This window comes from Melaminivora sp., assembly GCF_032059615.1.
In the GTDB taxonomy this organism is placed as follows: Bacteria; Pseudomonadota; Gammaproteobacteria; order Burkholderiales; family Burkholderiaceae_C; genus Melaminivora.
The window spans coordinates 13,588-25,542 of sequence record NZ_DAMCAM010000012.1 but is presented as its reverse complement, the minus strand read 5'-3'; the positions used below and the strand labels follow the sequence as shown (position 1 = coordinate 25,542).

The following is an 11,955-nucleotide window of genomic DNA, read 5'->3' as shown; positions in this document are numbered from 1 at the left end:
GACAGCGCCGGCAGGGGGTCAGGAGCGCGGCTGCTCCTCGACGCTGGTGATGGCGTAGCCCTTGTCGCGCAGCTGGCGGCCGGGCTCGGGGATGCCCAGCTCCTCCCAGTGCTCCTGGCCCTCGTCCATCTCCACACCGCGCTGCTCGCTGCTCCAGTCGGTGTTGGTGGCCTCCTGGGGGATGGGTTTGCCCTCGGGCACGACCAAGTGGGAGAAGCGCCCCTCGGGCTCGGGTCGGCGGTAGATGTCCACGCGCATGTCAGGTCCTTTGCTCGGCTGTTGCTGGACTGCCCACTCTAAGGGTGGCCCGTCGGCGCGGGCGTAGGAACGCACCGCGTGGCCCGCCCCTTGACGCAAGGCAAGCCACGCGCCGTGCGCAGGCCGACAATGGCGCCCGCCCTTTGCTTGCTTTCAGCCCCCGACCATGACCCGTGCCGACGACTCTTCCCTGGACTGCGACCTTCTCATCGTGGGCGGTGGCCCGGCCGGGCTGTCGCTGGCGGCCAGCGTGGCCCAGGCGGGCCTGAGCGCCACCGTGCTGGAGCAGCAGGTCGAGGAGCAGCTTGCCCGGCCCGCGCCCGACGGCCGCGAGATCGCCCTGACCCACCCGAGCGTGGCCACGCTGCAGCGCCTGGGCAGCTGGCAGCGCCTGGCCGGCCATGAGGTCGGCCTGCTGCGCGCCGCCGATGTGCACGACGGCCCCGTGGGCCGGCGTGGCTCGCTGCACCTGCACGCCGGCGGCACGGGCGCCGGCCACCTGGGCTGGATCGTGCCCAACCATGCGCTGCGCCGCACGGCCTACGAGGTCGCCGCCAGCACGCCCGGCGTGCGCGTGGTCACCGGCGCGCGCGTGCAGCACGTGGCCACGCGGGCGGCCTGCGCCGAGGTCGAATACCTGACGGCGGGGCAGGACCAGGCCCGCCTGCTGCGCGCGCCCCTGGTGGTGGCCGCCGACAGCCGCCTGTCGGCCACACGCCGCCAGCTGGGCCTGGGCGCAGCCATGACCGACTTCGGGCGCACCGTCATCGTCTGCCGCATGCGCTGCGAGCGGCCCCACGACGAGGTGGCGCACGAGTGCTTCGGCTACGAGCGCACGCTGGCCGTGCTGCCCCTGCCGGACGACCCGGTGGATGGCGCGCCGATGTGCTCGGCCGTGGTCACCGCCGACAGCACCCAGGCCCGGGAGCTGCTGGCGCTGGCGCCCGAGGCCTATGCGGCCAGCGTGGCCGCGCAGTTCCAGCACCGCCTGGGCGCCCTGCAGCTGGTGGGCGAGCGCCATGCCTATCCGCTGGTGGCCGTCTATGCGCACCGGTTCGCCGCTGCGCGCTGCGCCCTGCTGGGCGATGCGGCCGTGGGCATGCACCCGGTGACGGCCCATGGCTTCAACCTGGGCCTGACCGGCGTGGCGACGCTCACCCGGGTGCTGACCGAAGCACGCGAGCACAGCGCCGACCTGGGCGCGGCCAGCGTGCTGCAGCGCTACGCCCGCGCCCACCATCGCCACGCCTGGCCCCTGTTTGCCGGCACCAACGCCATCGTGCGCCTGTACACCGACACCCGCCCCCTGCCCCGCATCGCGCGCCAGGCGGTGCTGGCCGCGGCCATGCGCCTGCCGCCGCTGCAGGCGGTCATCGTCAGCCAGCTGACCGGCCGCCGCCCGGCCTGGCCGACACGCGGAGCGGGCACGCACGGATAATCCGCGGCCATGCCCGCCGTCTTCGAACAACTGGCCGACTCGCTTACGCGCGCCCACACGCTGGAGGAGCTGACCCGTCCCCTGCTGGAGCTGCTGCAGGACGTGACCGGGCTGGAGTCCACCTACCTCACCACCATCGATCTGCAGGGCGGGCGGCAGGACGTGCTGTACGCCCGCAACAGCCGCGCCGGGGCGCTGGAGATTCCCGAGGGCCTGTCCGTGCCCTGGCACGACACGCTGTGCAAGCGCGCGCTCGACGAGGGCCGGCCGGTGACCGAGGACGTGGCCGGCTGCTGGGCCGACTCACAGGCGGCCGCGGCGCTGGGCATTCAGACCTACGTCAGCGCGCCGGTGCGGCTGTCGGACGACCGCCTGTACGGCACGCTGTGCGCGGCCAGCGCCAAGCGTCGTGCGCTGGAGCCGATGGTGCTGCACATGCTCCGGCTGTTTGCGCAGCTGATCGCCCAGCAGGTCGAGCGCGAGCGGCTGGTCGGAGAACTGGTGCAGGCCAACCGCCGCCTGAGCCAATACGCCAGCACCGATGCGCTGACCGGCCTGCCCAACCGCCCCGCCTTCGAGCGGGCGCTGCAGCGCCAGCTCGCCCAGAGCAACCGCGAGGGCAGCACGGTGCTGGTGGCCTTCCTGGACCTGGACCGCTTCAAGCTCATCAACGACACCTGGGGGCACGACGTGGGCGACCTGTTCCTGGCCCACATCGCACGCCAGCTGCAGGGCGCCCTGCGCTCGCAGGACCTGGTGGCGCGCCACGGCGGCGACGAGTTCGTGCTGATGGGCCCCGGCCCCACGCCCGCCGAGGACATGGACGCTGCCGTGCAGGCCTTCGCCGAGCGCATCACGGCGGCCACCGTGGGCCGCTTCGAGGGCGGGGGCGCGTCCTTCGACTACGCCGGCGCCAGCGTGGGAGCGATCGCCGTGCTGCCCGGAGCGCTGTCGGCCGGCCAGGCGCTGCACGACGCCGACCAGGCGATGTACGCGGTCAAGCAGGCGCGGCGCTGACGCCAAGCGGGGCCGGGGCGCTTCGCGGCAGACGGACGCAAAAACGCCCGCTCCCTAGCGGGAGCGGGCCTTTGGCCTGGAGGGCTCCGCAGCATGGGCGCTGCGGGGCGGGCCGGGGTTTATTTCTCGACGGCAACCACGATGCTCTTGGGGTCGTTGCCGGTCAAGGGCGTGTCCTTCATCACCAGGACGGCCTTGTCGCTGACGCGATAGGCCTCGGCCTTGATGTTGATCCTGTCGCCTTCCTCGGAAGTGCGCGTCAGGCCGGCGGGGCTGAAGAGCTGCGCCACTTCGGCCGCCGAGACGGTGTCGCCATCGGACGTCTGGATGGTGCCCTGCGGCGTGAAGGTGAAGACCTCCTTGCCCTGCATGGACTCGGCGTCGTCGCAGGAATAGACGTTGAGCGACTTGCCCTTGAGCGCCGAGGCGTCCAGCGTGGCCGACATGGCGGAGGTGAGCAGCGCGGCATGGGTGGCCGCGTCGTTGTTCTTCTGCGAGCAGGTCACCAGGGCGCCATTGTTGGCCTTGGTGGCGCCCCCGGCCTGGGCCAGCGAGCCGCTCCAGCTCACGTTCGCCCAGTCGTCATTGCTGGTGAGGACGATCTTGTCGCCCAGCTTGATGGTCTTCTGGTTGAGCACCACCTTGTCGCCCTCGATCTTGGTCGTGTAGCTGGACGTGCCGCTGACCTTTTCCTGGGTATGGTTGGGGTAGAACACCGTGTAGGAGACGGTGGTCTCGCCGGTGCTGCCACCACCGCCGCCGCCGCCACCGCCGCCGCCACCGCCACCGCCGCCGCCGCCGCCGCCGCCGTTGTCACTGCTGCCGCCGCCGCCACACGCCACGAGGGCGGCGCAGGCCACGCCCATCAGGGCCAGTTTCCAAGAGCTTTGCATGTTCGAGATTCCTTGAGAGAAAACAGCCCCGGCGAAGGAGGCTCCGGGCTGCGAAAAACCATCCGCCTGACGCACCGGGAGAGCCCGGTGCCGGCGACGGGACAGTACCCCTACAGGAGTGTCGGAAGTTTATCTATGCCTTGCGGGCCTTCCATAGTCAGTTGCAAAAGCGCCTCACCCTCCACCGGCCCTTGCCAGCGCGCCCGGGAAACGGCTGGACGCTCTACCATCGCGCACCTTTTTTCATGCAAACAGGAGTGAAAAGCCATGGGTTTTTTCCAATGGAGTGAGCGCCCGGCCGAGGTGCTGCGCTCGGGCGGGGTCATTGCCCCGGATGAGCGCCTGCCCTGGCCCCAGACCGGGCTGATGGGCGTGCAGCACGTGATCGCCATGTTCGGCTCCACGGTGCTGGCCCCCATCCTGATGGGGTTCGACCCCAACCTGGCCGTGTTCATGAGCGGCATCGGCACGCTGATCTTCTTTCTGATCACGGGCGGGCGCGTGCCCAGCTACCTGGGCTCGTCCTTCGCCTTCATCGGCGTGGTCATCGCCGCGACGGCCTATGCCGGCAAGGGGCCCAACGAGAACATCGGCCTGGCCCTGGGCGGCATCATCGCCTGCGGCGCCCTCTACACGCTGGTGGGTGTGGTGGTGCACTTGGTGGGCACGGGCTGGATCGAGCGTTTCATGCCCCCGGTGGTCACCGGCGCAGTGGTGGCCGTGATCGGCCTGAACTTGGCAGGCGTGCCCATCAAGAACATGGCGGCCAACAACTTCGAGGCCTGGATGCAGGCACTCACCTTTGTCTGCGTGGCGCTGGTGGCCGTGTTCACGCGCGGCATGGTGCAGCGCCTCTTGATCCTGGTGGGGCTGATCGTGGCAAGCCTGGCCTATGCCCTGCTCACCAATGGCCTGGGCCTGGGCAAGCCGATCGACCTGTCGGGCGTGGCTGCCGCGCCGTGGCTGGGGCTGCCGCGTTTCCACGCGCCCGAGTTCAGCGCCCCGGCCGTGCTGCTGATCGTGCCGGTGGTCATCATCCTGGTGGCCGAGAACCTGGGCCACATCAAGGCCGTCACGGCCATGACGGGCAGGAACATCGACCGCTACATGGGCCGGGCCTTCATTGGCGACGGGGTGGCGACCATGATCAGCGGCGCCGTCGGCGGCACCGGGGTGACCACCTACGCGGAGAACATCGGGGTAATGGCGGCCACGCGCATCTACTCGACCGCGGTGTTCCTGGTGGCAGCCCTCATCGCCGTGCTGCTGGGCTTCAGCCCCAAGTTCGGCGCGCTGATCCAGGCCATTCCGCTGCCCGTCATGGGCGGGGTGTCCATCGTGGTGTTCGGGCTGATCGCGATTGCCGGAGCCAAGATCTGGGTGGACAACCGGGTGGATTTTTCGCAGAGCAGCAACCTGCTGGTGGCCGCCATCACGCTGATCCTGGGCACGGGCGAGTTCACGCTCAAGTTTGGCGACTTCGCGCTGGGCGGCATCGGCACCGCCACCTTCGGTGCCATCGTGCTCAACGCCCTGCTCGCGCGCGGACAGGGCGGCGACGTCAGCGCGGCGCGGCCGCGGGGCTGAAACCGAAGAGCGCAGCCGCCGGCTGCGTCTCCGGCAGGACGTAGATCACGCCCGGGTGGCTGCCCAACGTGGGGGCGATGAAGCGGTCGTAGAAGGAGGCAGGCACGTTGATGCAGCCGTAGGAGATGCGGTTGTCGGCCACCGTGGGGCTGGCCAGGCGCTGCAGCCGGCGTTCGGACGCCTTGGTGGGCCGCACGCGGTGCATGGAGATGGCGTCGTCATAGTCCACCCAGACGATGTCGTCGCCCTGCAGATTGACGCCGGGCTCGGAGGCGAATCGCCCCGCCGGAGTGGTGCGCTCGTGCGGCGCGATCTGGGCCATAGGCCGCTCGCCGATGCCAGGTACGGAATGGTCGCCGCGAGCCAGGCCCAGCAGCACGGGCGAAGAGGCTTGCAGGGTGCCTTGCGCATCAAACAGGTGCACAGCGGCGCCGTGCTTGTCGATCACGGCGAAGGGCAATCCGGCGTTGTTGCCGCTGCTGCGCACCCAGGCGAGCATGTCGCGGGCTTCCCGGGACAGGGCGGGACCCTGATTTTGCTTGCCGGAACCCGGCGAGGAGAGTGCTGAGGGGGATGCTCCTGCGGCGGTCGCAGGTGTCGCCATGAAGGCCAGCGCCACTGCCAGCGCTGCGCCGATCGTCGGCAGGAATGTTCGGAGCGGTTGGTCCGCCATGGATGCTCCAGGTCAGCGGCGTTTTCGTCCGGACGGGCGAGGCCCGTCCGGAGGTTCCCACTTTCAGGGTTTGACTTGCGCCTTGTGGGGACTTCAGTTGCGGTCGGCGCGGGCCGCACGGTTGCGCGTGCGGTCGCTGGTGGTGCTGCGCATGTTGTCCTGGCGGTCGTTGGTCATGGCCGTGTCGCCGCTGCCGGACATGGTGCCGCCGGTGGTGGCCGACGACGTGCCGGTTGTGCCCGTGGCGTTCGTGTTGCCAGCGGCCCCGCTGTTGCCCATGGCGGCCTGGCTGTTGCTGACCTGGGGTGCTGGCGAGTTGCCGGTCGGCGACGGGGTCACCGGGGGCGTCGTGGAACTGGTCTGTGCCCAGGCGCCAGCGGCGGACAGGGCCAGGGCTGCGGTCAGGGAAAGAGTCTTGACGGCGGTTTTCAACATGGCGAGTACTTCCTTACAAGGTGATAGTGGATGAAATAGCCCCAGCCTGTTCGACAGGCCCACTGCATCGGGCCCGCCTGACAGCTCGGGATCGACCCCTCACGCTGTCGCTAGTGGTGTTGCCAGTGTTCGCGCAATCCCGAGGCGCGGCCGTGCTGGAATTTCCCCCGCTCCTGTAGGAACTTCGCCCGGTGTGTTATAGGGCTCTTGACGCATGCCACAGATTTTCACGAAATAACGCTTTTCCCGGTGCCAATACTGGGCTTTGCGCTATGAAATTCTTCTTTTCCGGCCCGGCATTTGTTCAGCCAGCGCCACCGCAGGCGGCAGCAAGGCTCAGCACAAAAGCAGACGGCCACGCAACAGGTGGCCGTATGGTGCCAGGGTGGGCGGCGCAATGCCGCCCTGGGACCTCTGTGGTTCAGCGGTAGACGCGGTCGCCGCGGTTGTGGCGCCACTGCTCTTCAAGATAGGCCGCATCTTCGTCGGAGCGAGCGTGCACGCCCATCAGGATGCCGCCCTGCTTGATGCCTTCCTCGTACTCCTTGACCCGCTCCTCGGGCATGTTCCAGCCGATCAGCGCGCCGATCAGCCCGCCGCCCGCGGCACCCGCGCCCGCGCCCGCCACGGCAGCGGCCAACGGACCGGCCACCACCAGACCCAGGCCGGGCAAAGCCAGGGTCGTGCCCACGGCAGCGATGGCCGCGGCGATGGCGCCCACCGTGCCGCCGATGGCGCCGCCGATGCCGGCACCCTTGGCTGCCTTGTTGCCCAGCTCCGTCTCGACCGCCTCATTGCCGAAGTGGCGCACGCGGGTGTCGTCGGACATGACCAGGTTCACATCGTCGGTGGTGTAGCCCCGGGTATGGGCCGCGTTGTAGGCCGCCTCGGCGGCGGCGCGGTCGGGAAACAGGCCTGTCACCAGGTAGCGCGGCTCAGTGGCCGGGTTGGCGGTGGTTGCGCCGGCATTCATGGGCGTATTCGTGTTCATGGATTCTCCTTGGGTGGGTTGGGATCTGGCAAAAAAAGCCCGTCAGTTGCGGTCCGCGCGGGCAGCACGGGTCGCACGGTTGCGCGTGCGGCTGGAGGCCGTGGTGGACGAATCGACACGCTGGCCGCTCGTCATGTCGGCGGAGCTGCCGGTGCGGGCAGCACTGTCGTCCACCCTGGCGCCGGTGGTGCCGCTGGTCGCGGCATTGCCGGACATGCCGTTTGCCGTGTTTCCGCTGGTGCTGCCGGTCGTGCTGCCCGTGGCTGCGTTGGGCTGGGAGCCGCTGGCATCGGAGGGGTTGCCGCTCGACGTGTCGTTCTGGACAGACTGGGTCAGCTGCGAGGCGCGCTCCGCAGCCGTCGGACCCGTCCGCACCACGGTGGCGGTATCTGCGCGGGGCACGGCCTTCTGCGTGGCCTCGCGCGCCTCCTGCGAGGTCGTGCCGACGGTGTTCACGGGCTGGCTGGCGGTGCTGCCGGTTTGCGCCCACGCGCCAGCGGCGGATAGCGCCAGGGCGGCGGCGACGGACAAGGCTTTGATGGAATGGTTTGACATGGTGGTTCCTCCCTGCGAGGGCAATGGATGGGTGGCCTGCAATCCCGGCGGGCTTGCGCCACGGTCCGGGGCCCGGACGCACAAGGGCGGCTTGGCCTTCCTCGTGCTGTCCCTGCTCGACAGGCGCCAGTGTTCTGCCGCCCGGTGCGCGGGGGCGTGCACGAATTTCCCGACCGCGCGTAGGTGACCGCGCCGGACACGCGGCGGCGGCGGCGCACGCCTTTTCCGCGCACCCGCGCCGTCGGCACGGTCCGACGTGCTTCAGTGAAAACCCTTATAGGATGGCCCGGGTCTTTTTCCCTTCCCTGGAGCCTGCATGCCCCTGCCCCTCGTGGTCCCGCCCCCGCTGTTTCCTGTTGGCGCTTCTTCGCGCATCCAGCATTCCGGCCTGGCCGGCCGACGCATGAGCGCCGCCGAGGCGGCGACGCTGATCCCGGCCGGCGCCACCGTGGGCATGAGCGGCTTCACCGGCTCGGGGCACCCCAAGGCCGTGCCGCAGGCGCTGGCCGCACGCATCGAGGCCGAGCATGCGGCTGGTCGGCCGTTCAAGGTCAACGTGTGGACAGGCGCCTCCACCGCGCCCGAGCTCGATGGCGCGCTGGCGAAGGTGGGCGGCATCGCGCAGCGCCTGCCCTTTCAGTCCGACCCGCTGTGCCGCGAGCGCATCAATGCCGGCGAGATCGACTACGTGGACATCCACCTGTCGCACGTGGCGCAGCAGGCCTGGTTCGGCTTTCTCGGGCCCCTGGACGTGGCGGTGGTCGAGGTGCTGGGCGTGCTGCCCGACGGGCGCCTGATCCCCTCGGCGGCCGTGGGCAACAACAAGACCTGGCTGGATATCGCCGAGCGCGTGATCCTGGAGGTGAATTCGCTGCCGCCCATCGAGATGGAGGGCATGCACGACATCTACTACGGCACGGCCATCCCGCCGCGGCGCCAGCCCATCCACCTGACGCAGGCCACCGAACGCATCGGCGAGCCCTACTTCCGCGTGGACCCGGACAAGGTCATCGCCGTGGTCGAGACGCATGCGCCCGACCGGGACACGGCCTTTGCCCGGCCCGACGCCGACTCGCAGCGCATCGCCGCGCACATCATCGACTTCCTAGAGCACGAGGTGAAGAAGGGCCGGCTGCCCAGCGGCATGCTGCCCCTGCAGTCGGGCGTTGGCAACGTCGCCAATGCCGTGCTCTCGGGCCTGCTGGACGGGCCGTTCGAGGAGCTGGTGGGTTTCTCCGAAGTGCTGCAGGACGGCATGCTGGAGCTGATCCACCGCGGCAAGATGCGCGCCGCCTCGGCCACGGCGATCTCGCTCAGCGCCCCGGCGCTGCGCGAGTTCACCGACAACCTCGCCTTCTACCGCGAGCGCATCGTGCTGCGCTCGCAGCAGATCAGCAACCACCCCGAGCTGGTGCGCCGCCTGGGCGTGATCGCCATGAACGCCATGATCGAGGCCGACATCTACGGCAACGTCAACTCCACCCACCTCATGGGCTCGGCCATGATGAACGGCATCGGCGGCTCGGGCGACTTCGCGCGCAACGGCTACCTGTCGTTCTTCGTCACCCCCTCGACCGCCAAGGGCGGGGCGGTGTCATGCATCGTGCCTATGGTCTCGCACGTGGACCACACGGAACACGACACGCAGATCATCGTCACCGAGCAGGGCCTGGCCGACCTGCGCGGCCTCAGCCCCCGCCAGCGCGCGCAGCGCATCATCGACCGCTGCGCCCACCCGCACTGGCGGCCGCTCCTGCAGGACTACTTCGACCGCGCCCGCCAGCGCGGCGCGCAGCACACGCCGCACCTTCTGGCCGAGGCGCTGGCCTGGCACCAGCGCTACCTGGAGACGGGAAGCATGCGGCTCTGAGCCTGCCCCTGTAGCCTGCGGGACAGCCGGCGCGCCCCGCAGCCCAATAATCGGGCGCAGCCGCCGGCCGTGCGCCGGCCTTTCCGCAGCTTTTCTCCCTCATCCGACCATGCCCCTCTGGACCCGCCCCATCACCGTCGAGCAGCTCAACGCCCTGAGCGCCAACACCGCCGTCTCGCACCTGGGCATCGAATTCACCGACATCGGCGACGACTGGCTGCGCGCGCGCGTGCCGGTCGACGAGCGCACGCGCCAGCCCTACGGCCTGCTGCACGGCGGCGTGAGCGTGGTGCTGGCCGAGACCATGGGCTCGGTCGGCGCGGCCTGCAGCTGCCCGGAGGGCCACCGCGCCGTGGGCCTGGACATCAACGCCAACCACCTGCGCGGCGTCTCCTCGGGTTGGGTCACGGGCACGGCGCGGGCCGTGCACGTCGGGCGCACCACCCAGGTCTGGCAGATCGACCTGACCAACGAGGCCGGCGAGCTGACCTGCGTCTCGCGCATCACCATGGCCATCCTGGCACCGCGCTGAGGACTCTGCAAGACCAGGGAGTCTGGGCTGCTGCCGGTTTCGATGACACCTTGTCAAGGTGGAAGACGAAACCGGTGGCCTGCATGCCCTGCGGGCCGGCAGCGACCTGCGTCAATGCGACAGAAACTTGAACGGCTCGGCAGCGGCAAACTTGCCCGAGACCTCGCCGGAGAGAATGGGCTTGTTGCTCAGATCGAGCTTGCTTGGCTTGAAGCCGGCCGCAAGATTCAACTTGGACATATCCACCCAGAAAACACTGGGAGAGAAAGCGGATTCGAAGTAATAACGCCGCTCTTTGGTGTCGGCGACCGTGCGCCACAGAGTGGCCGCGATGTTGGGCTTTTCCGGGTCGGAAATCCCCAGTGGCACCGAGATATTGCGGATGATGGAAAACACGGTAGCCACGGCCAAGGCCTGATCCTTGACCTGCGGCGTGGCCCGCAGGTTCCAGCCCACCCGGGCAAAGCGGTCGGCGGCGCGGTGCGTGCCGGGGAGGAATTTCAGCCCGCCGACGTCGTTCCAGTAGGTATTGATGGCCAACTGCTCGTCAAACGGCGGCGAGTTGGTCATGACCTTGTGTTCGCGCCCGTGGTGAATCACCAGTTTGCCCTGGAGGTATTCAAAAATGGCGCTGTCCCCCGATGCGTCTGCGATCGCAATATGCCCGGCCGCAGCCTTGCCGCCCGGCAGGGCGGGGGCAATGATGGCAAAGGGCTCTGTTTGCAGCCCCGCCACTGCCTCGGCGACCGAGCCGTAGTTGTCCAGGATGTACTGGCCCCAGGCACCGATCGACAGAAGCGGCTTGCCGGTTGCCCTGGCATCGCCGTAATCCGACTCGGCCAGATACAGCACGTTGGTCACCAGGCCTGCCTCGTTCATGCCATCGGCCGACCCCGCGTCGTAAATATCGCCCACGATGGAGCCGTATTTCGATGTCCATTGGATGGACCCGGGCCCGACGCCCCCATCACGCGCCATTCCGCGCGGAAAGGCCCACAGGTCGGTGGCCGTATCGTCGTACCAGTCCATGGTGCGTCCGACGATGAAATTGCCTGTGCCAGTCTCGTAAAGAACCCGCGTGCAGGCATTCGCCAGCGGGACAGACAACACCGCGGCAGCGCAGGCAACCGCAGCGAGAGCGAAATTTTTCTTCATGGCTTTTCCGATGGCTGCCCGCTGGGCAACCCCTTGTTCGCAGGCAAAAAAAACCGCCCCTGAGGGGCGGGCACGATCGAAAAGGCATTAAACCACCAAATAACAGCCTGGGATATTTTCACCGCCTCAGCGGCGGGCCTGCCCGCGCTCGCGCCGCTGCAGGAAGGTCTTGATGGCCTTGTCGCTGCGCCGGATGTGCAGCGACAGCCAGTCGCGCAGCAGCGCCGACAGCTGCGCCGCCACGGTGATGTGGCCGGCGTCGTACTGCCCCTGCAGCTGCTGCAGCGACGCGACGAAGCGCTCGTGCCCCTCGCGGTGCTGCGCGGTCTCGGGAAAGCCGATGCTCTCCAGGTAGCGCTCCTCGCGCCGGATGTGCTCGACCGTGTCGCGCACCAACTCGCCAAGCAGGCGGCCGACGATCTCCTGGCCCCGGCCCTGGCTGGTGGCGTCATGCAGTTCGTTGACCTGGTCCACCAGCCTGCGGTGGTCCGCGTCGATCGGCCCCTGGTCGATCTCCATGTCGCCTGCCCATTCGAAGTACGCCATTTGCC

General features: G+C 69.0%; 13 protein-coding genes. 5 read left to right on the top strand and 8 right to left on the bottom strand.

Annotated features, from left to right (window positions below):
• Window positions 1–18: 18 nt before the first annotated feature.
• Window positions 19–258 carry a DUF6139 family protein gene (locus RT051_RS04240; RefSeq protein ID WP_313072332.1) on the bottom strand — a complete coding sequence of 80 codons (240 nt, stop codon included), beginning with the start codon at window positions 256–258 and terminating at the stop codon, window positions 19–21.
• 166 nt (window positions 259–424) lie between these two features.
• On the opposite strand from RT051_RS04240, the gene ubiM reads away from it, so the two are divergent.
• Complete coding sequence (gene ubiM, locus RT051_RS04235) at window positions 425–1,696, top strand: 5-demethoxyubiquinol-8 5-hydroxylase UbiM (RefSeq protein ID WP_313072329.1); 1,272 nt, start codon at window positions 425–427, stop codon at window positions 1,694–1,696.
• 9 nt (window positions 1,697–1,705) lie between these two features.
• The gene (locus tag RT051_RS04230; protein WP_313072325.1) at window positions 1,706–2,713 is read left to right on the top strand and encodes a sensor domain-containing diguanylate cyclase; all 1,008 of its coding nucleotides are present in this window, start codon (window positions 1,706–1,708) and stop codon (window positions 2,711–2,713) included.
• 119 nt (window positions 2,714–2,832) lie between these two features.
• Here the strand turns inward: RT051_RS04230 and RT051_RS04225 are convergent, their stop codons facing one another.
• Window positions 2,833–3,606 (bottom strand): hypothetical protein, encoded by a 774-nt coding sequence (locus RT051_RS04225; protein ID WP_313072321.1) that lies wholly within the window; start codon window positions 3,604–3,606, stop codon window positions 2,833–2,835.
• A gap of 267 nt (window positions 3,607–3,873) precedes the next feature.
• Here RT051_RS04225 and RT051_RS04220 point away from each other — a divergent pair, with 267 nt between their 5' ends.
• Window positions 3,874–5,193, top strand: a complete 1,320-nt coding sequence (locus tag RT051_RS04220) for a solute carrier family 23 protein (protein ID WP_313072319.1) — start codon at window positions 3,874–3,876, stop codon at window positions 5,191–5,193.
• On the opposite strand, the gene RT051_RS04215 is transcribed toward RT051_RS04220, so the two are convergent.
• The 4 genes from RT051_RS04215 to RT051_RS04200 all read right to left on the bottom strand — a co-directional run bounded on the left by RT051_RS04215 (window position 5,168) and on the right by RT051_RS04200 (window position 7,847).
• Window positions 5,168–5,692, bottom strand: coding sequence for a L,D-transpeptidase (locus tag RT051_RS04215; RefSeq protein WP_313072316.1), 525 nt, complete (start codon window positions 5,690–5,692; stop codon window positions 5,168–5,170). The two genes, RT051_RS04220 and RT051_RS04215, sit on opposite strands and share 26 nt — an antisense overlap.
• 267 nt (window positions 5,693–5,959) lie before the next feature.
• Complete coding sequence (locus RT051_RS04210) at window positions 5,960–6,301, bottom strand: hypothetical protein (RefSeq protein WP_313072313.1); 342 nt, start codon at window positions 6,299–6,301, stop codon at window positions 5,960–5,962.
• Window positions 6,302–6,722: 421 nt separating this feature from the next.
• On the bottom strand, window positions 6,723–7,292 hold the full coding sequence (locus RT051_RS04205) for a hypothetical protein (RefSeq protein ID WP_313072309.1): 570 nt from the start codon (window positions 7,290–7,292) through the stop codon (window positions 6,723–6,725).
• Between the two features lie 42 nt (window positions 7,293–7,334).
• Window positions 7,335–7,847, bottom strand: a complete 513-nt coding sequence (locus tag RT051_RS04200; protein ID WP_313072307.1) for a hypothetical protein — start codon at window positions 7,845–7,847, stop codon at window positions 7,335–7,337.
• A 403-nt stretch (window positions 7,848–8,250) separates the two neighbouring features.
• Here RT051_RS04200 and RT051_RS04195 point away from each other — a divergent pair, with 403 nt between their 5' ends.
• Both RT051_RS04195 and RT051_RS04190 read left to right on the top strand, forming a co-directional pair.
• A complete protein-coding gene (locus tag RT051_RS04195; protein ID WP_313072438.1) occupies window positions 8,251–9,717 on the top strand; it encodes an acetyl-CoA hydrolase/transferase family protein in 1,467 nt (488 codons plus the stop codon).
• 109 nt (window positions 9,718–9,826) lie between these two features.
• Window positions 9,827–10,249: a hotdog fold thioesterase gene (locus RT051_RS04190; RefSeq protein WP_313072303.1), complete on the top strand. Its 423-nt coding sequence runs from the start codon at window positions 9,827–9,829 to the stop codon at window positions 10,247–10,249.
• A gap of 111 nt (window positions 10,250–10,360) precedes the next feature.
• Here the strand turns inward: RT051_RS04190 and RT051_RS04185 are convergent, their stop codons facing one another.
• Both RT051_RS04185 and RT051_RS04180 read right to left on the bottom strand, forming a co-directional pair.
• Window positions 10,361–11,404 (bottom strand): linear amide C-N hydrolase, encoded by a 1,044-nt coding sequence (locus tag RT051_RS04185; RefSeq protein WP_313072298.1) that lies wholly within the window; start codon window positions 11,402–11,404, stop codon window positions 10,361–10,363.
• 126 nt (window positions 11,405–11,530) lie between these two features.
• Window positions 11,531–11,950, bottom strand: coding sequence for a bacteriohemerythrin (locus RT051_RS04180; protein WP_313072294.1), 420 nt, complete (start codon window positions 11,948–11,950; stop codon window positions 11,531–11,533).
• Window positions 11,951–11,955: the final 5 nt, after the last annotated feature.

Excerpts from the sequence above, each read along its gene's own strand:
- RT051_RS04240 (WP_313072332.1), bottom strand. The coding sequence starts at position 258 with ATGCGCGTGGACATCTACCGCCGACCCGAGCCCGAGGGGCGCTTCTCC.
- ubiM (WP_313072329.1), top strand. The coding sequence starts at position 425 with ATGACCCGTGCCGACGACTCTTCCCTGGACTGCGACCTTCTCATCGTG.
- RT051_RS04230 (WP_313072325.1), top strand. The coding sequence starts at position 1,706 with ATGCCCGCCGTCTTCGAACAACTGGCCGACTCGCTTACGCGCGCCCAC.
- RT051_RS04225 (WP_313072321.1), bottom strand. The coding sequence starts at position 3,606 with ATGCAAAGCTCTTGGAAACTGGCCCTGATGGGCGTGGCCTGCGCCGCC.
- RT051_RS04220 (WP_313072319.1), top strand. The coding sequence starts at position 3,874 with ATGGGTTTTTTCCAATGGAGTGAGCGCCCGGCCGAGGTGCTGCGCTCG.
- RT051_RS04215 (WP_313072316.1), bottom strand. The coding sequence starts at position 5,692 with ATGCTCGCCTGGGTGCGCAGCAGCGGCAACAACGCCGGATTGCCCTTC.
- RT051_RS04210 (WP_313072313.1), bottom strand. The coding sequence starts at position 6,301 with ATGTTGAAAACCGCCGTCAAGACTCTTTCCCTGACCGCAGCCCTGGCC.
- RT051_RS04205 (WP_313072309.1), bottom strand. The coding sequence starts at position 7,292 with ATGAACACGAATACGCCCATGAATGCCGGCGCAACCACCGCCAACCCG.
- RT051_RS04200 (WP_313072307.1), bottom strand. The coding sequence starts at position 7,847 with ATGTCAAACCATTCCATCAAAGCCTTGTCCGTCGCCGCCGCCCTGGCG.
- RT051_RS04195 (WP_313072438.1), top strand. The coding sequence starts at position 8,251 with ATGAGCGCCGCCGAGGCGGCGACGCTGATCCCGGCCGGCGCCACCGTG.
- RT051_RS04190 (WP_313072303.1), top strand. The coding sequence starts at position 9,827 with ATGCCCCTCTGGACCCGCCCCATCACCGTCGAGCAGCTCAACGCCCTG.
- RT051_RS04185 (WP_313072298.1), bottom strand. The coding sequence starts at position 11,404 with ATGAAGAAAAATTTCGCTCTCGCTGCGGTTGCCTGCGCTGCCGCGGTG.
- RT051_RS04180 (WP_313072294.1), bottom strand. The coding sequence starts at position 11,950 with ATGGCGTACTTCGAATGGGCAGGCGACATGGAGATCGACCAGGGGCCG.